The sequence below is a fragment of the Microcoleus sp. K4-B3 genome (genome assembly GCF_036704615.1).
In the GTDB taxonomy this organism is placed as follows: Bacteria; Cyanobacteriota; Cyanobacteriia; order Cyanobacteriales; family Microcoleaceae; genus Microcoleus.
Map to the genome: position 1 here is coordinate 1 of NZ_JAUBSF010000029.1, position 21,757 is coordinate 21,757.

General features: G+C 45.2%; 12 protein-coding genes. 9 read left to right on the top strand and 3 right to left on the bottom strand.

All coding sequences use genetic code 11. The features are described from left to right. The first annotated feature begins 367 nt into the window (after nucleotides 1–367). Nucleotides 368–1,288, top strand: coding sequence for a transposase family protein (locus tag QUA78_RS14710; protein WP_333305415.1), 921 nt, complete (start codon nucleotides 368–370; stop codon nucleotides 1,286–1,288). A gap of 386 nt (nucleotides 1,289–1,674) precedes the next feature. Here the strand turns inward: QUA78_RS14710 and QUA78_RS14715 are convergent, their stop codons facing one another. The 3 genes from QUA78_RS14715 to QUA78_RS14725 all read right to left on the bottom strand — a co-directional run bounded on the left by QUA78_RS14715 (nucleotide 1,675) and on the right by QUA78_RS14725 (nucleotide 11,787). Continuing rightward, nucleotides 1,675–7,557 (bottom strand): toxin TcdB middle/N-terminal domain-containing protein, encoded by a 5,883-nt coding sequence (locus QUA78_RS14715; RefSeq protein WP_333305414.1) that lies wholly within the window; start codon nucleotides 7,555–7,557, stop codon nucleotides 1,675–1,677. Between the two features lie 98 nt (nucleotides 7,558–7,655). Continuing rightward, nucleotides 7,656–11,144, bottom strand: coding sequence for a Tc toxin subunit A-related protein (locus tag QUA78_RS14720; protein ID WP_333305412.1), 3,489 nt, complete (start codon nucleotides 11,142–11,144; stop codon nucleotides 7,656–7,658). 463 nt (nucleotides 11,145–11,607) lie between these two features. Continuing rightward, nucleotides 11,608–11,787 (bottom strand): hypothetical protein, encoded by a 180-nt coding sequence (locus QUA78_RS14725; RefSeq protein ID WP_333305410.1) that lies wholly within the window; start codon nucleotides 11,785–11,787, stop codon nucleotides 11,608–11,610. A gap of 167 nt (nucleotides 11,788–11,954) precedes the next feature. Between QUA78_RS14725 and QUA78_RS14730 the strand changes: the two genes are divergently transcribed. From QUA78_RS14730 to QUA78_RS14765, 8 genes are all read left to right on the top strand, one after another. Further along, nucleotides 11,955–12,659 carry a site-specific integrase gene (locus QUA78_RS14730; RefSeq protein WP_333398880.1) on the top strand — a complete coding sequence of 235 codons (705 nt, stop codon included), beginning with the start codon at nucleotides 11,955–11,957 and terminating at the stop codon, nucleotides 12,657–12,659. Nucleotides 12,660–12,957: 298 nt separating this feature from the next. Continuing rightward, nucleotides 12,958–14,385 (top strand): class I SAM-dependent DNA methyltransferase, encoded by a 1,428-nt coding sequence (locus tag QUA78_RS14735; protein WP_333398881.1) that lies wholly within the window; start codon nucleotides 12,958–12,960, stop codon nucleotides 14,383–14,385. 45 nt (nucleotides 14,386–14,430) lie between these two features. Next, entirely contained in the window at nucleotides 14,431–14,916 is a 486-nt protein-coding gene (locus tag QUA78_RS14740) for a hypothetical protein (protein WP_333300947.1), read from the top strand. 138 nt (nucleotides 14,917–15,054) lie between these two features. Further along, nucleotides 15,055–15,372, top strand: a complete 318-nt coding sequence (locus tag QUA78_RS14745) for a hypothetical protein (RefSeq protein ID WP_333300949.1) — start codon at nucleotides 15,055–15,057, stop codon at nucleotides 15,370–15,372. A 62-nt stretch (nucleotides 15,373–15,434) separates the two neighbouring features. Next, nucleotides 15,435–16,349, top strand: a complete 915-nt coding sequence (locus QUA78_RS14750; protein ID WP_333300951.1) for a GIY-YIG nuclease family protein — start codon at nucleotides 15,435–15,437, stop codon at nucleotides 16,347–16,349. A gap of 234 nt (nucleotides 16,350–16,583) precedes the next feature. Continuing rightward, nucleotides 16,584–16,724, top strand: a complete 141-nt coding sequence (locus tag QUA78_RS14755) for a hypothetical protein (RefSeq protein WP_333300953.1) — start codon at nucleotides 16,584–16,586, stop codon at nucleotides 16,722–16,724. Nucleotides 16,725–17,228: 504 nt separating this feature from the next. After that, entirely contained in the window at nucleotides 17,229–19,787 is a 2,559-nt protein-coding gene (locus QUA78_RS14760) for a GTPase (RefSeq protein WP_333300955.1), read from the top strand. Then, on the top strand, nucleotides 19,762–21,519 hold the full coding sequence (locus QUA78_RS14765) for a GTPase (protein WP_333300957.1): 1,758 nt from the start codon (nucleotides 19,762–19,764) through the stop codon (nucleotides 21,517–21,519). The genes QUA78_RS14760 and QUA78_RS14765 overlap by 26 nt, the downstream gene beginning before the upstream one ends. The last annotated feature ends 238 nt before the right edge of the window (nucleotides 21,520–21,757 follow it).

The window sequence follows — 21,757 nt, forward strand, 5'->3', positions numbered from 1 at the left end:
TTGCCAACTTTGACTAAATGGTTCGTTGAAATCTTTTGTCGAAGTGAGTGAAATTTTGGATCATTTTTTCGTTGGAATACTCTTAAGAGTTTTACCGCCTTTAATGGCTGTGAACCGTGTTATTTTGTGGTTTTAGCCACTGATTCTACGACAACGAGTCGCACTTACTGCATTACTGCACCGATAGGTATGGATTTCTTAATGAGGATGTTGGGGAGGGGATGAGCAGCAGGTGGGCGATCAAATAGTTTGCGTAAACTGCTCTAAATTAAATGATATTTTTCAGAAAGAATGCTTCCAAACAACTCGTTGTGATAAATAGACATCTCCCAAAAAGAAATAGTTGGTCGATCGCTCTTACATTATAATGGAAGTTTACCTAAAAAATATGAGTCAGCTCCGAGAATATATTGAAAAACATCCATCCGAGACTCAAAGAGTGTTGGGTATAGACTATGACCAACTAATGGAACTAATTATTAATGCAGAAAATCTGTATGACCGTCAGAAACAACATCAAGAAAGTCAGAAAATCCGTATCATTAAACCAGGCAGCGGTCGCCCCCCTAAACTAACGATCGCAGACCAAATTCTTTTGACATTAGTATACCTGCATCACCTGCCTACCTTTCAAATTCTGGGAGTACAATTTGGAATTGGCGAATCAACCGCTAATTATATTTTTCACCGCTGGTTGAAAATATTGAGAGAGTTATTGCCTGCTTCATTGTTAGAACAAGTAAAAAAAAATAATTCGGATTTGGAATGGGTCTTGGAAATTTTGACCGAATTTGAGTTGATAGTAGATAGCTATGAGCAACCGATAGAAAGACCTACAGATGATCGGGAGCAGAAAAATAATTACTCAGGTAAGCAGAAAAGGCATACTAAAAAGAACCAAGTAATAGTCATGCCATCTGGCAAAGAAATCGTTGATGTAGTAGTTGGAGAAACCGGAGCAACGGCAGACATAAAAATTTGGAGAGACCAAAGATTGTCATTAAAATCGTCACAAAGATTTCAAGGGGATAAAGCTTATGTAGGAGAACCATTGATTAACACTCCTCATAAAAAACCTCGCGAGCGACCCCTGACTCAGGCTCAAAAGAGAGAGAATAAATCAAAGGCTCAAAAAAGAATTTTTGTAGAGCACTTAATTAGATTGCTAAAGATATTTCGAGTAGCATCAGAAAGATTTCGGTTAAAACGGAAAAATTACGAGCCAGTAATTTTGGTAGTATGTGGATTAATACGATGGCGGATCGGTGCACTCGTCATGTATCAGTAAAAGTCCATAAAAGCCGAAAAGAAATAGTAAAAATTAGGTCATAAAATTGGGTATTTCTTGTTGACAAACCGTTGAAACCCTTATTGAATCGTTGGTTTCGGGAGTTGAGCCCTTAAAGGGGCTCAACTCCCGAAACCAAGCGGGGGAAGGGATTGGAATTATTGGAGATGTCTAATAGTTTCAGCTTTCTTCGATCAGCGAAAGTGAGCGCCGACTCTCTAAAATGCAGGGGACGATCGCCTACTATGAGTGATCGCCCTCAAGATGTTAAATGGGTTCTATATAGTGCATTGGATGTTTTTAGCTTTCTTCGTCGGAATACCCACAGCAAGCGTGGTAATTCACATAAATGCTTAAACAGAACTTACCCCGTGGGGAAGTTCAGACTAAACCCAAATCGGGATAATATCTGGATCGGTAGTAGTAGGATCATGACTTTCTGCAATTCTCTCTGCATAAGCATCGCTGGGATTAGAACGAATGGCATTTTCATCGATCGCGCCAATGAAGTGGAAGATGCTTCCAAATGCGGCATTACTTAGCGAATGACCTGTTTCGTGATTAACGACACTACTTCCAGGTGTCACATAAGCGAAGTTGCCTAAGTTAAATCCGCCCGAGAATCCTGGTAAGAATAACCATCCACCTTCCATTACAATTGTTCCAGTTCCCCAATCGATTGACAAGCTATTAATTTTGACTGCATCGACTTGATTGAGAGTGAAGATAGCGGGAATGACATTTAAGACGAAGAAGATTAGACCTACAGCCGTTGCCAGCCAAGACATCGGCATCAGCCAACTCGACCAACCTAAAATGCCTTGATAAACGCTGCTATTGGCGATCGTATCAAAGGCTGCTAAGAAATTAATTACACCCAGCGCAACGCCAACAACCGGACCAAATAGCGCAGTAGCAATAATCGCGTTTAGACCTGCATTCATGCCAATCATAAAACCGCGCATAAACTCACCAAAAGCCGTTCCAGCCGTAGCGTCGGCGACAATGTAACTAACAGTGGTAATGCCGATCGCTAAGGCAATCCCTAAGACAACGCCGAGTAAGCCACCTGTTGCCACAACTAACGCAGCAACCACAACAGCGACAATGACACCGACAATAGCACCAACAACACTCCAGAACGATAATCCTGTTGGATCAATATTATTGAGCGGGTCATTGCCAACATAGATATAAGGATGGAGGGCTTTTGGCGTTGCCATGTATTCTTTAGGCTGATAAATCGCGATCGGATCTGGAGTAAGAAACCGTCCTATTTCTGGAGCATAGTAGCGACGGTGCATATAGTACAACCCAGATTCGACATCAAAGGGATGAATGCCGTAGGTGCGTCGATCAACGTTTCCGATACTCGAAACGAGATTGCCAAAGGGTCGGTAGGCAATCGCAGCAATTTTCGTCGCGGATGCGTTAGAAAAGAAGGCGGAATTTCCTTGAGGATCGCCATGTACAAAAGTCGGTGTGCCATCGATGATCATACCCACGCGCAAATGTCCTAAATTCACAAAGTAAACGATTTGTCCTGTGCTAATTTCGGCTGATTTACCTAAGAAGAAAGTGCGCGTTGTGAGTCCGTGTCCATTGTTGACTGTTTTGCTGATGCGTTGTCCTTGATGATCGTAACGGTATTCTGCGGTAAGTCCATCGGTAGATTCAAACCGCTCTAATTCGTTTTTGAAGTTATAGCGGAACGTTTTGTTGGGAAGAGACAGAAGATTTCCGTTGGCATCATACGTGAGATTAACGCGATCGTTAGCGGTTGGCTTAATGCCCATGATGCGATCAGGATGCAGTGGATCGTCGTAGTGGAAGGTCGATCCGGTTTCGTCAAATCGAGTCAGATTGTAGTGATCAATGTAATCATAGGTTTGAGTGACTGTTGTGCCGTTTTCAGGCATGGTGACTGAGCGAACTTGGTTTAATGGATCGTAGCGGTAAGCCCGATCACCCACCCCTCCTAATGCAGCATCCTGACTTTGCAGGAGTAATCCAAATAGGTCATAGTCATAGGTGACTTGTTCCATCACCTGACCCAAAGGCGCGATCGTGGTTTGAGTTTTTACCCGCGCTGCTCCTTCGGTATAAGTTAAGTCGGTAACAACTCCATTGGCGTAAACAAGTTTCGTCGGCACACCTGCGGGATTGTATTCGATTTGCTGCAAAATGCTCGGAATCGCTTTGATCCAACCGTTGGGAGTGAGTTCTTTGCTAACTTTGGTGCCATCGGTGTAGGTTACAGCTATTTCTCGTCCCAAGACATCGTAGTCATAGGTGACAGTTTGCGGCGTGTTGATGCCCTCGAAGCGATAGTCATGGCGCACTAAGCGACCGGATGGATCATAGTTGAAAGCTTGACTTCCGCCCTGATAGGTCACTTCCGCTAACCGACCTAATGCATTTCGAGTTAGATCATCATAAGCGTAGGATTCAAGAACGGTATCACCGACTTTCAGTTGCTTGAGTCGTCCTTGGCGATCGAGAGTTGCACGAATGTCATTCCCATTGGCATCGAGGGTGCGGACGGCTTTGGAGCGGGCATCGTACCAAGTGCGGCGATCGCCTGCTTCGCGGTGGTGAATCACTAAGCGGTTACCTAAGCGATCGTATTCATAGGTTGCCAATGAACCCTGACTTGTTTGAACTTCCAGCAGTTCGCCCAATACACCAGAACGATAGGTTGTTGTTATCGCTTCGCTTGCTGAAATGGTTTCAATGGTTTGAGTGCGATAGCGAAAGACATCAAAAATTTCTCGTTTTGGTGTGTTGAATTGACCTCTGGCAATGTTGTCTGGAGAATTGTCGTTATCGTTAGCATCAGCCGTAATTACTTCAAATGGAGCATAGCTTGCTGTTGAAACTCCACCGTTGTAGTTAATTGTTTTAATCGCTCGTCCTCTGGCATCAAAGAAGAATTGACGCTGCAATTTATCTGCTGTAGACGGAAGTGAAAATTCTCCATTACTTGAATACGTTGGTGCGTATTCTTGTTTGGTGTGTCCCCAAGGATTTTTTACATTCAATGCAGAAACGAGATACTTTTTATCATCCACTTGAATGCGTTGTTGAAACTCTTTTCCGTAGCCGTCGAAGTAAGTGATGGCTAAAGAGAATACTTCTGTGTCGGCAGATTGACGGAAACGAACGGTACGAGTGTTTGGAATCGAGCTGTCATCATAGGTAAAGAGGCGAGAGGGTTTTTCGGGTGATTCTGTGGGTAGCGTAACGATCCGAATTCTGCCTTGAGCATCATAAGTCATGTGGGTTTGAGAACCGTCGCTGTACGTGATGACATTCGGTTGTCCAATGGCGCGATCGTACTCAAACCGAGTTTCGCCCAAGCCATCGATCAATTTTGTGCGGAACAGTCCATCTGCATCGTACTCATAACGGGTGTCGTTACCTAACGCATCTCGATCGCTGTGTTTCAAACCTCGTGTATCGTAAGCATGACGCTCGGTATTGACGAAAATTGCAGGAGTTCCATCGGCATCGGTTTGGGCAAAGTAACCTAAGGCGGCTCGATCCATTGCGGTATAGTGCGCTTGAAATTCTGCTTCGGGTAAGATTAACCGAATTTCTCGACTCAGCAAACCACGTTTGACTTGTCCCAAAGGCAACCCTACAAAGTTTTCACCGTCGTAGTAGCGATGGGTTTCGGTCAACAGTTTGTTATTACCGTCGCGCACCACAATATGGGAAGGCTTATCCACTAACCAAGCGGTTGAAGTGGCATAGTCAATTTGCGTAATGCGTAACCGTTCGGGTTGAGGGACTCCAGCGCGTTGTCCGTAGCCTCGATGTCGTTCTTCGATCACATTCCCAACAGCATCGTAGCGATAAATTTTTTCTTCACCGCGTACATCATCCGTCCGTTCGATATCTTCACTGCGATGAGAACTTGCGAACATAAAAACACGCGCTTCTGTGGCGATTTCATCCACTAAATGCTGCAATCCATAATCAGTTTCTTCAATCCGAAGCGGTCGAGTGGCAAGTGGCGAATTGTCTAAACTGTAAACTTCAGTCCGTCTCAATTTCCCGTTTAACGCCGCATATTCTCTACCATTTCCTGGTAGCCGTTCTTGTGCCATCAAATAATGAAATACAGTTAACGTATCCGCACGGCTTTCGTCTCCAATCTCGATCCGTTCTGTCCGTCGGAATCCCTGGAACTGCCGCGAGTGCATCTCGTAATGCGCTTCATGATAGCAGTACCGCGTTTCAACTACTTGCCCAGAAACCTGATCGCGCTCGTGAGTTCGAGCAACCACCAATAAGGGAAATGGAAAATTCGTTTGCCACAGTTGCCCAGCATTTCGATCGATAAGAAAATCTTCGATCGCGGGACGATAATCAATTTGTGAAATTAATCCAGAGCCATTTTCAACCTGGGTAAGCAGATAAGGAGGATTTACCGGAACAAAATCGAGATACACATAGGCAATGCGATTATTACGGCTACTATTCCAGAGTAATCCGCCACTGCCGCGACCATTCATATCAATAGCGCGAATAGTACCCGGAATCGGAGCAGGAATTAGATCAATCACAATTGGATTAGCAAACGTTTGTCCGTTTTGGTTAATGAAAATCTCAATATTCAGTGCCGTCACATAAATTAAATCGGCACAACCATCGCCGTTGATATCGATGAGAAACAGTTGATCGGGATTGCGAAAAGCATCACGTAAGCGTGGACTGTTTGTCATGATAGTGCGATCACTAAATCGTCCCCGTCCCAAACTCTGCCAATATTCTACCCGTCCTGATCGCACTCGCACTAAATCTTGTAAACCGTCTCCAGTCATGTCAGCCAGAAAGACTGTGGGATCGTCTAAATCGACATCAGGGCGATCGTCTCCAGTCCCTTTGGGTGCTAATAACGGTTCTGCCCAACCTTGTTCGGCTTGATTGAGCCACACGGCAAAGGAACGATTTGCACTGCTCATCGCATCAATCCGACCATCTCCATCGCTGTCAGTTAATCTCAACCGTCCAGAATTCCACGCTGGAGCCGTGCGTTTACCACGGGGATAGAAGACAAATTCTTGCCATCCCGCTCGTCCGTGGTTGGCATAATAGCCGTGTTGGGAAGAACTGCCAGCCATGACGAGATCCGCAGTTCCTGACGCATCGATATCAATCAGCGCAACTCCGGCACGGGCAAACGATCCGAGCTGTGGCGTGCTGGCTAACCGAGTCGGATGTGTCCAAGCGCGATCGCCCCGATTTCGCCAGTAGTATTGCTGTCCGTTCACAGCCTGCAAAATTCCCGGTAACGGCGCATTATCCAGCGTCACCAGTGCAACATCTGGATCGCTTAACGGTGGGGGTGGTGTTCCTTCTGGAGCGGTCATCCAGTCTAAGCGGTAGTGTTGCGGCTCAAACGAAGAATACTTAAACGTGGCGGGCGGACGTACCACATCCTCGGAACCGTCGGCAGCTAAACCGTGGGAAGTCATTTGAATCGCGTTCAGCAACGAGATGCCACTCAAAGGATCGAGTTGATAGCTGAATGTCCATGTCCGTAAAAGCCGTTGACTTTCTTCAGCCGGATCGAGGTAGAGTTCGACGCGCTGACACCGTTTCTGTTGTTGCCGCACAAAGCCCATGCGACCCTCTGAACGAACATCCGGGCGATCACCATAAACGAATTGAATCGCATAGGCACCGTAGCGAATACTGGCAAGATAAGCAATGCCGCGATCGTGCTGGTATGTGTATTTGATCGTGTTTCCGGACGAATCGAGCGATTGCGTTAGCAACCATTGCTGCACTCGATCGAGATGGACTGGATCAGCAATACGAGTTTCTGGTGTAATGCCTAACCAATGCACCATGCCGTTACGTTCTTCGATTTTCCAGCCTTCTGTTTCACGAGTGTAGCGAGTAAAAAGCGTTTCAACTTTGGCAGCAAATCGATTCTCTCCGACAGACACAAGCTCATTGCCCGAATCCATCCATCGTTCTGTAACTCCGACATCGGGAACGCCAAAATCCAAACGACGGGCAATACTACGTCGCGTCATGCGCCAACCTAAGCCAAATTCACTTAACCCGCTTCCATGAGAATATTCCAAAGTCAGTTGCGGAGTATGACCTACAACACCATCGGGTAGCGGTAATTTGTAGGAATAGACGCCTTGTCCAGTATTCAAGTTAATGCTGAAAGATTCTCCTAAACCAGGAACATTTCCCGTTCCTGCGGGCGGTGATGTCATGCCTGATTTTGCCGTTGATTGTGCCATAGTTTTTGTTCCTTAATGCTGGAAATAAGTCATTTTCTAGATCCCCGACTTATTTTTAAAGTCAGGGCTCTTTGTGTGTGCAATCTCAGAGAGCGAATTTACCGATAATCAAAGCGGTACTCAAAGAAGATTAGAATGTCCGCAATTCCTTTGAGATTGAGACCACCGTCTTTGACCAACTTAGGATTATCCGTTGCGGTAATTTTCACAGTCCACTGATCGAACATTGAGCGATTTTCTAAGCCTTTCAATAGATTCCCTGGTGCAGCTGAATTGGTTTCTCCGTTTGCATCCGTTTTTACAGCCAATGTGCTACCCAATTCTTTAGATGTTAGCTGTAGGGTTAACCCTGCTGTTACTGCTGGTTCGCCTGTTACCTTGAGCGTTACAACCCTTCGCATTAACTTAGTTTGATTGCGAGGAAACATTCCTGCATCAAAAACCAATTCTGCATCGCCCTGATTCTTCAAGTAGAACAACTCATCCGGGAACATGAGCCGCATCGAAAAAGCACGAGATGCGGTATCCGATTTGGGCAGCGCAGCTTTAACGCTACTTTCTAGCGACGGACTAAAGAAGCCATCGTAATAAAGAACTAATTGCACATCGAGAATTTCGCTGTAATCAAAGTCATTCGCATCCAGTGGCAAACTTAATTGCCAAAGCGTATCGATGCCATTGTTCTCAAATAAGCGCAAATCGTTCGGATTAAATCGGAAAGCGAGGGCATCTTGACGAATATCATACTGTGACAACGGCATCACATCAGATGGATAGAGCCGAGTTGCCAAAGTGCCACTTTCTAATCGGAATTTCGACACCCCAACGTTGCGAAGCGTACCCGCGATCGATGTTGCCCGCGTAATTCCCACAAACAGTAATTCCACGTTCCGCAGCTTACATAGGAAAAGTCCAGGATGCTCTAGATCAAAGTCGCTCAGTTCTGTTTGGAAGAAGCAGCGTCCTTTGGTTTTGAGGTGTTGAAATGCCATTGGAAAGGCATCAGCAAGGCTAATCGTTTTCTTGACTGGAGCCTTTTTGTGTTTGGTGGTGGTGACGTGATCCAGGGTAAAGTAATCAACGTCAGCTAGCAGAATATCTGCACCCATCAAGTTTCCCGATGAAGTACGGCTGTAGTCGTAGCGAATCACGTGAATGTTTCGCTCGGTTTCTGCGTTGTAAGCGCGTTCCATCAGAAACGCAATTTCTGTCGCCATATCCAGATATCGTTGGCTCAGTTTCCGTGCTTGCCGTGCCAGTTCAAACCAGAGTCGCGAGCTGAATTCTTTCATGTCCAGGTAATCCCGATTTTCTTCGGCATGACGTTGCTGAAGTTGGGCAATTTGGACTCGTTGTTCCGCGATCGCTTTACGTGCCTGTGCCTGGGCAATCTGTGCCTGGGCAATTCCCTTATATGCTGTTGCCGAATCGATCGCTCGTTGCAGTTTGTCCGCTTCTAAGTCATGGGAAATGCGAGTGCGCTGATAAGCAAGCTCCTTAAGCACCACATTACGGCGCTCCTTGGAAGAGCTATAGTAATTACCGTTCCAGGTAAGTTTAACTTGTTCATCTCGATCCACGCTGGACGCATTCGCCCAAGCCTCAGCTTCAGAAAGTTCCAGCAGTTCCCAACGGACGCTATTAAAATCGTTTTTTGCGTCGATCGCGCCTAATCGCTGAGTTTCAGCATAGTTCAAACTTGCGTTAGCAACGTTAATGCCTGCTTGTGCTTCAGCCACACCGCGCTGTTCCAAAATTACTGACTGACCAGCCACATCTGCCTGTTGATCTAACTGTTCGCGTCGCAATGTTTCATTTTCAGCCGTACTCTTGTACTGGATATAGCGTTGCTCAATCTGGGAGGCTTGTTGCGAAAAATATCGAGCCGTCGTTTGCAAATATTCAAAACTAAACGGTGGTACATAATTGGGTGCAAAGCCAAAGAAATTTAAGCCCGCATTTATTTGATTCAGCTTAGTGCGAGCTTCCATTACTTTGATGAGCAGCACCGGATTGTCGTTGTGAGTAACCGGATTTTTAGCCCCCAGGAAGTTTGTGATGCGGTTCTTGACTGCTGCAAACTTCACATCCTTGTACAAGGATGAGTTGGAATCCAGTGTGTTGTTGCTTTGAACAATTTTTTCGTAAAGTTGTTTTGCTTCTGCAAAGGCTGCCACATTATCTTTTGCCCGTCGGTAAGCAGCATCGCCCATGTCGAGACAAACCTCAGCCAATCGTGTCCAGAGTTTGACAATTTCGTATTCCCGGTTGATGAACGGATAAGGCAAGACGCTAAGATATTGCTGTTCTGCTTCCGACAAATTGCCCAGTCCCATTAAGCAATCCCCGATTGCCATCGGGATCACAAAAAAGTACATATGTGGCAAGTACGCTACCATTTGTGCCGGATTTCTATCAAATCCCGTTAGCAGTTCCAAGTCCGTTGTTGTTGCCAATAGTTGATGGAAGTTTCTAACACTGACCGTGGCGTTTGCATTTAACGCGATCGCAGTTGCTGTCGTTTCTCCTTGGATAGTCAGCGATTTCGTAGCAGTGTTCAACTTAAGATATTCCGGTGCCATCAACACCAACGCATTAGCTGGGATTTCGCTGACTCGATCGGTGAACGATTGAACAGCCGTAGACGCTACTATATTTCCAACCCTTGGTGTAATCTGACTCGGCAAAGTTGACGGAATTGAAACCCGATCTAAACGATTCGGTAATCGTTCTAGAGTTCGATTAATCGGAACTAACTCTAGTTCTCGTCTAGACGACACCACAGGATCTAAATTGAACCGATCACTCAATGTCTTAGCACTTTTCAATGCTGCATCTGCTTTATCTTGCTGTCCTGCACGGGCATAGATTTTTGCGCTGGTGCTTAGGGCTTGAAATTGTCCTTCAGGTAGCTTTGCTTCAGTAAATAATTTAGTGCTTAGTTCTGCATTCCTGATCGCAAGCTCTTTGTTATTCGCTTTTTCATTGAAAATTGCCATGTCATGCAATAACGCTGCCCGAAACGCGATCGCATCTTGGGGTATCAACTGTAAGGCAACTTCATAGCCTTTAAGTGCAACTGTCCATTCGCTTTCATCCACTGCAAGCAAAGATTGCGCCAATTTTTCTGAAACAGCTTGATGAAACGATGTGACTTGCAGCCCACTATTAACTACAGGTTCCAGTTGTTTCTGGATTGCAGCAGGCAAAATCGATTGCTCACTGATCAGCGATGCCGGAAACTGATACTTGATCGCCGGGGTTTTATTCAGGATATCACCTGCTTTGATAACAAAAGCATCGACGAACGCAGCATCAATGGTGACAAAAGGCAGGGACTTCCAGGGATTAATAGGTAGTTGAGGATGCACTGTTTTGAGAATCAACGCTTGCACTTCCCGAAACACATCTAATGCCAGCCCAAATTCTTCCTGATGTAAATATTTGTGTCCTTCCAGAAACGACTGCTGTACTTTCCGCTCAAATATGGTTTCTGGAGTTTCTGCTTGATAGTCTACGGTTAAGGGTTGTCGCCAAGCTGTTGTGAGATAAGAGTAGCGATTCTCACGCATATACTTCGGTTCCATAGTGCTTTTCCTTGCCAGTTAAGGCATAAAAATGAATGCGTAGCTTTTGGATCTTTTTGGGTACATTTGTCGCCCCTTAAGGCGTTATTGCTTAGTAATACTTAGGATTTGTGAGCTATTTTGTACCCTCGATCTCATTATGAGCAAGACAAGGTAAATCGCCTAGTCACTCATTTGAGTGACACTCATTTGAGTGACACAACTCCATTGCTTCGGTTTTGAGCTTTGTCCCCTTCACCGCACGGCTGCGGAATATCAACGCTTGGGGTGAACCTTTTCTCACCGATTGAGCTTGTTTGATAAGTCTCACCGTATCGGTAGCTGATTGTACGTCGATACCACTTGAATGAATCCCAGCCCAACAACACCTAATTTGTAAACTCCAATTCCTTCTCCCGAGCGGCGTTACAGCGTCATCGCCACAAAATTAGAGACTTGGTGGCAGGCAAAAACACGCCCCTAATTAACGAATTACTGATACAAGCCAGTAAAAATACTCAAAACATCCATCAAGCATTTCGGTAACGGCTTGTTGGTCGCAACCCCCGTTGTTTCGTCTCAAAGCATTACCCCACAGCAGCCCAAGCAAAGCATAATCGTGCTTACCAAACAAATTTGTGCGATCGCGTTGTATGACAGTCAACGAAGAAACGGGCTAATTTTGTCCAGTCCCGTCGTCAACCCAGCGACGGATGCTGTGTATTCTAGCCATCGTGAGCTGAACTACCACGTTAAGAAATACCCCCGATCGATGCAGCAATGCAGTATTTGCGGCAAACTCTGTGGTATAATAGGGTCGAGTTTACCAAGATGAAGATAGAGGGACACGGGCAGGCCAAGATATTCACGCAACAGGAAATCGAGCTTTTGTTCAACGAAGGTTTGCAAACCTCACGCGATCGCACGCTGTTCGGAGTTTGTCTCTACACCGCTTGTCGGATTGCTGAAGCTTGTTCCTTAGAAGTCATCGATATTTACACTGCCAGAGGTACAGTCCGACCTACAATCAACTTCCGCAAGCGCAACACCAAAGGAAAACTCCAAACCCGAACGATTCCGGTCATTGAAGATTTGCGAAGTCTCCTAACATCTTGGAAACCCAACGCGGGTCAGACTTATTTATTCCCCGGCCGCTACCCGAAACACCACTGGAAGCATTTGCACCCCAACTCAGCGGATCGGATTTTGAGAGAAGCGTTCGAGCGCGCCGACATCGAGGGAGCATCCACCCACAGCTTCCGTCGCACCGCCCTGACTCAGATGAGCAACGCCGGCATTCCGCTGCGGATTATTCAAGAAATCAGCGGCCACAGTAACCTCGAACAGTTACAGCGCTACTTAGAGGTGAAGCCGGATCAAGTCAAAGGAGCGATCGCTTCACTTTCCATGCTTTCCTACGCGGGGAAAGAGGTATTTCCTCGCGTACAGGATGAATTGCCTGCTATGCCGTTACCAAGAGAGCAACTGTCACAAGGCCTATCAGACTCGGAGCCTGAAGAAATTCCCGATTGGTGACGATCGCTTGAACCTGCGCCTGAAGCTCTCAATCCTGAGTTGGTTACAATTATTCGTCATTCGGACGATCTCGCGTAAAATAAGAGCTTGTACGAGGCGGTGCTGTTTGTTGCCGAAGACTAGAGAATCAATCAAGGACGTGGGAATTTAACGCGAAGATGCAAGCCTTCTACACCGAACTCGAAAAACGCCTTTGGGAAGCAGCCGATGAACGAGCGGGCTAATTCTAAACTCAAGCCTTCGGAATATTCTGTCCCCGTTTTGGGGTTGGTTTTTCTGCTGTACGCTGACTATAAGTTTGGCTTGGTTTCACAGGAAATTGCAGCGGGAAGCAGCAGGCGGCGCACGGTGGGTAAGACAGATTACCAGGCACTCTTGCGCGCTTTATTTACCGGAAACGGCCCGTTTTGATTATTTAATAGATCGCCCGGAAGCTGAGGATATTGGCGGGGCGATTAATGCGGCGATGAAGGCGATCGCAGATGAGAATGAGGAACTTGGCGGCGCTTTGCCTAGAAATTACAACAGCTTGGAAAAACCGATTTTGCGGGTGTTGAAAATCTTAAATCGGATTCCCCGAAACAATATTACTGAGGATGCGTTTGGGGAAATTTATCAGTATTTCCTAGGAAATTTTGCTCAAAAAGAAGGGCAGAAAGGCGGAGAGTTTTTTACTCCAATTTCACTGGTAAAGCTGATAGTCGATGTAATAGAGCCGAGTTACGGGCGAATTTTAGACCCGGCTTGTGGTGCTGGGGGAATGCTGGTGCAGAGTGCGATTCGGGTTCGCAATAAGTTAGGATTTGACCCCAATCAAGTAATTAGTGTTTACGGTCAGGAAAAGGTAGACGGAACTGTGAAACTCTGTCAGATGAACTTGGCAGTTCACGGGGTTTCTGGTTTGCGAAATATCCGGGAAGGTAACACTTATTATCAAGATATTCACAACAGCGTCGGTGAATTTGATTTTGTGATGGCGAATCCGCCGTTTAATGTTAATGGGGTGGATAGAGAGAAGATTAAGGGCGACCCTCATTATCCCTTTGGTGCGCCGACAACTGACAATGCTAATTATCTCTGGATTCAGTTATTTTATACGGCTTTGAATCCGAAGGGACGGGCGGGGTTTGTGATGGCAAACTCAGCGTCGGATGCGCGGGGTTCAGAGTTGGAGATTCGCCGCCAGTTGATTGAAAAAAGGGCGGTGGATGTGATGATTGCGATCGGTTCTAATTTCTTTTATACGGTGACGCTACCCTGTACGCTGTGGTTTTTCGACAGGCGGAAGCTGAAAACTCCTCGCGAGGATAAAGTATTGTTTATTGATGCGCGGCATATTTACCGTCAGGTCGATCGGGCCCATCGGGAGTTTAGCGAAGCACAGGTTGAGTTTATCTCAAATATTGTGCGGCTGTACCGAGAGGAAAAGGCAGAGTTGACGGTTGGTGGTTCCGAAATGCTGACTGAGACTTTCCCAGACAAGGTTTATCGGGATGTGGCGGGGCTGTGTAAAATAACAACATTGGCTGAGATTGAGGCGCAGGGATGGAGTCTCAATCCTGGGCGTTATGTGGGGGTAGCGGAACGCAAGGAAGCGGAGGATTTTGATTTTGCCGCACGGTTGGAGGAGTTGAATGAGGAATTGGAGATTTTGAATGTTGAGGCGCGAGGGTTAGAGGAAACAATTGCTGAGAATGTAGCAATGATTTTAGAACCAAACTTTTAGAGATAAGGCATTGCAGGAAATAAGGAGAATGAAATCAGAAACTATATGACTACAGGCAATTTTTCACTATCTATAGATGACATTTCTGGAATTATTCAGGCGGTTGGAGTTATTGTATCTCTCATCTATGTGGCTATACAGGTTCGAGCTAGTACGAAAGCTATAAAAGGAGCTACTTATCAATCAATTATTAGTGTGTATGCAGAAATAGAAGCCCGGATTAGCCAAGACTCAGAAGCAGCACGCATCTATCGGCTAGGCTGTGACGAGCCTGAAGCGCTAGAAAAAGATGAAGCGCTAAGGTTTAGGGAACTTGTTTGTAGCATTTTTAATTTCTATGAAAATCTCCATTATCAATATAAAAACAATTTATTAGATGAAGTTTTATGGGAAGGTTGGTCTAATTACCTGAAAATTAAACTGGAGTATCCAGGAGTAGCGAAGTATTGGGAAACGAACGGAAAGCTTTATAGTAAGGATTTTCGGGAATATGTGACAAGGAAATGTCTCAGACCTGAAAACAAAGTTTAATCTAGTGGTGTCGCTGGAGAGAAAAAATGAGTGAACTTAGAACGTTACCAATCACAATCCCCAAGGAAGAAATAGAGCAATTTTGTCAGCGTCACCCACCATATCCGCAAACTGTCTACAATCGCCAGGGCAAATCGTGTGTTTGGGAATAAAGTCAACGGGCTGATTGTAGACTATATCGGCGTTTTCCGCGACTTGCAAAAAGCCCTAGAATTTACGGTTTTGTATCCGGTGGCTATGTCGCCAGAAGGCGACACTCCCGTACAATCGAAAGCCGCCCTAGTCGATGAATTGAGAAGTGCGGCAGTTAAAGTGGCGATCGAGGAAGCTTTAGACCAACTGCCCGAAAGCTACTCAACCGAAACGTATCAGCGCAAATGCCAACAGGTTTACCAGCACGTCTACGAATGTTATTCTGAGCCAGGACTCCGTATTTACACCGCAGCAGCTTGTTAAAATCCTCAATTATGTGGAGCGGGTGCATCTCCAAAAACCTGCTCAAAGGAGAATTGTTGACAATGTGGCTAAAATTTGGCGTTGCTCTCAGTGGCGAACTGACGAGCATTGATGAGGTTGCGCGCGGAAAAACTCAGCTAACTTGCCTCTACTGCGGTGGCGGACTCACAGCAAAAAAGGGTTCGGTGAAAGAACATCACTTCGCGCACACTGAGGAAACTTGCAAGCCCGTGTCGCAGCGGATTAAAACCAAAGCGTTTCCCGCGCTGCCTCTCTATGACAACTTCAACATCCAACTTAAGGGTGAAGAATTGGAGCAATTGAAAGTGCTGTGGAAAGAGTACGGCGCACAAAATTACGCCATTCCCAAAGACTTGGTAAACTTTCGGTGGCAGTTGAAAGGATTACTGGATTCGGAGGGCGATCGCTCTTATCAGTTTACCGACTTGGGTAAAATCCCAGTGGGTGCGCTTCCCCTGGCGCTGTTTAACCAAGTCCAAGAACCTTTGCTGGTGTCGGAGCTGGCTTCGTTGGAAGGTTCTGTAGAGATTGCTTTATCTGCGGGTTTATCTTGTTTGGAAGAACGGCGGGCTGATTTGCTGATTTATCGAGCGCAGCTTCGTCGGATTCTGGTGAACTCGCTCTATTTCCTTGAAGTAAAAGCGGACGGTCACTACTTCTATAAAATTGGGGTAACAACTCGAACGATCGAGGAACGAATCGCCGAAGTGCAGCGGGATGTGAAAGCGCATTACTCGGATGTGACTGTCAATTTGCTGGGATTGTGGGAACACCGGGGGAATGTGGAACTGTACTTCAAGCACCGATACAAAGCTTTTAATTATCGCATCGGTAAGCTGACGGAGTATTTTGCGTTTCCCAATGTCAAGCTTATTCTGACTGATTTGTATGAGATGGAACCCAAAGTGCTGAGTGATGTTGAGGTGGATGCGATCGCCTCCGGGGGGCATTGGTGACAACTTACTTACCCCTCTTCTGTCACTAAGCCGCAGAGTATAATAGAACAAAATCTCTCAAACCCTAGCTGGGTCTATGGTTAAGCCTTGCCAAGCTGATTCAACCTTGAAATTGATTTGAGTATTGTCGCTATTACAGAAATTAGCAAAAGAGCTTTTGTCAACCCTAAAGCAAGAAAAATTAGTGTTAGATTGGCGCAGGCGACAGCAAACCAAGGCAGCCGTTAAAGTAAAATGGCGATCGAGGAAGCTTTAGACCAATTGCCCGAAAGCTACTCAACCGAAGTGTATCAGCGCAAATGTCAAGAGGTTTACCAGCACGTTTATGAATCTTATTCTGAGGTCGGGCGCAGTATTTACACCACAGCAGCTTGAAGCGGTTGCGATCTGCAGGTGTGGCAGGGGAGTTGTACAGATGGGATTGGAAATCCGCACTGGTTCACAGTTACTGACCTCCTTTCCACTCGCGGGGAGCGGAATTAGATTGAATAAATTCCGTTAACTCTTCTAACATAGAGAAATTATGTAGGGATTCTGGTTATTATCTCATAAATCATTTAAGATTGCTGTAAATATGACTTTTTTGGTAGAAACCAGCTAAAATTGACTTTTTATGTCGAGTGGGGATGGAAAAAAGCTGTTAAATATGACTTTATCTGGCTTGACAAGCTTGGTATTTAGGAAAGAATTTATGACAACAAACAGATAAATAAACCAACAACAAGCTAAAAAATAATTCAGTTAGGTGTTATACAAGGAAACGCAAAATCTAGGAAATGGGAAGAAGCATTTAAAATCGTTTTTTTGGCCCTAACATCTGTCGGGAGTGCCAGTCTATTGCCTTAATCAGTGACCAATCCAAATATTGAGTAAGTTAAGATGTCTGACCTAAGCTCAAGAATCACCGAACACCTCGACTACCCATTCTTATTAGTCACACACATGGTCTGTGCGGATCAGCAGATTCACAATGAAGAGTCGAAAGCACTACGCGAACTAGCAACGCAGATCGGCGCTTCTCAACGCACTCTCGCTGAGATGGAAAAAATTCTGGCTCAAGAGGAAAACCAGCTTTCTGTAGAGGATTTAGCTCCAAAAGTGTCACCCGGTGAGCAAAGTGAGGCTATGTCCCAAATGTTGGCGATCGCCTATGTTGACGGTTTCTGTTCAGCATTAGAACGCCAGATGGCGGAACAAGTAGCAGGGATTTGGAACTGGCCAACGGGAGAAGTACAGCGGCAGCTTGTAGAAGCAGGAGCCTTCGCTGATACCCGATTCATAGGCGAACACAACCAACAACAGAAACCCTCTATCGGTGCGCGTTTCCTTGCAGGGGCTGATTCTCTCCTTTCACGCGCATTAGTGGATAATGTAGCAAAGCTCACTGGGAGTGAGCAAAAAGTTGAGCAAATACGTCGGGAAATCCTGTTAACTGGGCCAGAATATGATGAGGCGATTCGTCAGTGTGCAGTCATCGCTGATGAAGATTATAAATTTGCAAAATCGGCACTTCTAACAGCTCTATCAGCCCTTTCCAACTTGGAAACAAATATTCAAGTGGCTATCGAAGACATCAAACATAAAACAAGCGGTAAAGGTCAAGCTACCACTGCTAAGGAAGTCGCCAAGCAACTTGAGGATACTAGAAATGCTCTAAGTGCCGAAATTATCAAAGAAATGGAAATTGTGCGCGAGTCGCTTCGGGCCAAGGAACGCGCTCTCAATCATTTCAGCATCACATTTATGGGCAAGACTAAGGCTGGCAAAAGCACTCTTCACGCCATAGTTACAGATGATGGATGGGATGCGATAGGTGTAGGAAAGCAGCGCACAACTCGGTTTAATCGGGTGTACGAGTGGAAGAATATCCGCATCATTGATACTCCTGGGATTGGTGCTCCGGGTGGCCAAAGTGATGAACAAATTGCTAAAAGTATTATCGACGAGTCAGATGTGATTTGTTATGTGGTGACAAATGAGAGTATCCAAGAGAGTGAGTTTGCTTTCTTGCGGCTATTAAAGGAAAAAGCCAAGCCATTAATTATTCTACTGAATGTCAAGAAGAACCTACGGCACTCTCATCGGTTGGAGGATTTCTTAAAAAACCCCGATAAACTGTTTGAAATGGATGGTCAAAGTGGTCTAGGCGGACACATTGAACGTATCCGTCGCTACGCTCGTGAGCATTATGCTAATGACTATTTCGATATTGTTCCTGTGATGCTGTTGGCGGCGCAGCTTTCCCGCGAACCAGAACACGCAAAGAAGAAACAGGAGCTTTTTCAGGCAAGTCGGATGCAGAAGTTTCTAGGTTCAATCCGTCTATCTCTCGTCGATCATGGGGTAATTCGTCGCTCTCAAACTCTGCTCGGTTCTACCGTAGGCGAAATCGATAAGCCTTATAAGTGGGTAAATAAACAAGCTTTAGTCTATGAAAAATTGACAGAAACTTTGAAAAATGAGCGCGAGGGAATCCAAAAGGACATCCGAAAAACAGCTAAGGATGCTAAAGACTCTTTACTGCAAAAAATCGAGAGGATTTTTCAAGAGGCTATAGAAGCTGTTCCATCTTTTGCAGAAGATCATTGGAACTGTAACGAAGTTGCCATGAAGCTGGGATGGGAAACAAAGTTAAAAGCACTTCGATTTGAGAAACGCTTAAAGATAGCTTATGAAGAGACTAGCCAAAAATTCAATAAGGAAATTCAGGAAGTTCTGGAGGAAATAGGAAATGAATTACAGCTAATATCTGAGCTTGGTAGTAGCGATTTCAACTTTCCTGAGCAGGATTCAAACAATTTTCGAGATTTTGTGCGAATTGGTGGAGGCATTCTAGGGATAGCAGGAACTATTATAGCGTTATTCGTAGCCGCTCCTGTTGGGATTTTTATAGGGATAGGAACTACTGTTGTTAGCATGATGACAGGACTTTTTAAATCCAAAGATGAAAAGCGACGCGAGGCTGTTATAAATATCTCAACTTCATTAAAAAGTCAGCTCAACACTCAGAGGCAAAAGACTCTACAGCAGGCTCACAGGGAATTTGGTAAGTATTCTGATTCCGTAACCACGAACATCAACATCTATTTTGAAGAATTGATTACAGGGCTAGAAGCGATCGCGACTCAGCTTGAAGAAGCAAAAAAGAAGTTATCAGGGACAGCAAATTATCTAAATCGTGCTTATGCAAAGCGAATCATTGACTGGTCTACTGAACAACAGGAAACTCTAACCGATAAGTGCATCAACCACACCATTGCTAGAGTCGAAAGAGATTTCGGACGTAGCATGAAGATTGTCACAAAATCTAAAGTTCAACGACTAAAAAAATCCCTAGAGGATATTAAACACATCCTTCAAGAGGATATTTCATTTAGCAATCTCGAATCTTCCCAAAAAAAACTAAAGTACCATGACTCAGAACCACCCGAAATTTAAAGCTGCTGATGTTGCTGGATATTTCACGAAAACGCTAGTAAAATTTGAGAGCTTACTGGATCAGGGAAACACAGCCGAACTAACAGCTATCCGCCAAAAAGTGGACGATGAATTAAAAGAGTATCAAGAGCAGGGGATTCTCGGCGTAGCTTTTGTGGGGCAGTACAGTGCAGGTAAATCAACCATCATTTCTGGCATGACAGGGCGGCGCGATATCCGCATTGATGCTGATATTGCTACTGATAAAACTACCAATTATGACTGGAACGGCATCAAGCTAATTGATACGCCTGGACTTTTTACAGACCGCCAAGATCACGATGAGATTACTTATGAGGCGATTAACAAATCTGACTTGCTGGTTTTCTGCCTCACCTATATGCTCTTTGACTCACTGACAGCAGAGAATTTCAAAAAGTTAGCCTATGAAAAAGGCTATCGCTGGAAAATGATGCTGGTTATCAATAAAATGTCTGATGAAGCAGGAGAAGAAGAGCAAAAGATTGTCAACTACCGCCAAAGTCTTGCCGATGCACTGAAGCCTTACAGTCTTGATGAATTTCCTATCGGCTTTATTGATGCCAAAGACTACTGTGAAGGCATTGACGGCAAAGATGATTTCCTGACGGAAATCAGCCGCTTTCCAACTTTTATTGAGGCTCTCAATCAGTTTGTAGAGCGTCGTGGCTCCCTGGCTCGTTTTGATACACCCGTCCGAATTGCTCTAAGCTGCGTTGATGAAGCTCAGTTGAGCTTTACTCGCAACTCTAGCGAAGATTCTGCTTTTTTTGAAGTGCTGACACGGTTATCTCGCACAGTGCGTAAAGAGCGCGATCGCCTGCGAACCAAGGTTAAAAATATAGCCCTGGAGATGTCTTCAGGAGTTGCTAGCGAAGGTAACACTCTTGCCGCAGCAGTAGGTAGCGATCCGAACTTTGAAAGGCTTAATAAACAAACTGAACTCAACGTGCAGAAGCATTATGAGAAAGCAGAAACCAAACTGCAAGAAGCTGTTAATGTAGCAGTTGACGATATTCAGCAGGAGGTTAAAAAAGTTCTAGAAGGTGATCTCGTCAAGAGTTTTGTTGCTTGCCTAGATAAAAATCAAAATATATCAGCCCAAAATCTGGAGGCTGGTATGGATGTGGAGCGATTAAAAAGCCAAGTTAACTGGCTTAAAGGCATCGGTGAGACGGCTGGGGTGAAGCTGACCACTTTGGCATCGAGGGGTTTTGTAGAAACCGCTGCTCAACAAGGCTTTCTACGTTCTATAGATGTAGTGGGAGGCAGTCTACATCAAGGTGTTTTAGCTGTGGGAAAATTTGTCGGCTTTAAGTTTAAGCCTTGGCAGGCGGTTGGTATGGCCAAAAATATCGGCAATGCTGCTAAATTCCTGGGGCCGGCTGTAGCACTTGTTTCGGTAGGAGTAGAGATTTTACAAATGCGACAAGAACATGAGCGAGAAAGGCAAATGTCTGATGTTCGTCGCGATATTACGAGTCAATTTCAATCAATAGCAATAGACTTGGAAAATCAAATTGAAATACAGCTATTTGAATTTGAGCAACAGGTTTACGGAGAGATTGAGAAGAAAATTGCAGCCGCTCGCCAGAAGGAAGAGGAAGTGATTTATGCTTCTAATACTTGGGTAAAACAATTGGCAGAAATCCGTAAGGATTTTGATGTGATTATCCAGTACATCACGAAGGCAACAGCTAATCGCAATACTTGAAGCTGAAAAAGCGCGATCGCCCTTACGTCCCAAATTGTCAAAAAGCGCGATCGCCCCTCACTTATATCATTTAGAGAAGACACAGCCTGAATAATATTTTTTCATCGATTCTTGAAAAAGAATCGCATAACAAGATTCGTCTCTGGGTACATCCCTTCTCACTTCTAGCGCAATTCAGATACCCACGCGGGGGATTTCAAAGTGGCTGTAGTATTGGTTTAAATCAAGAACCTGGTTA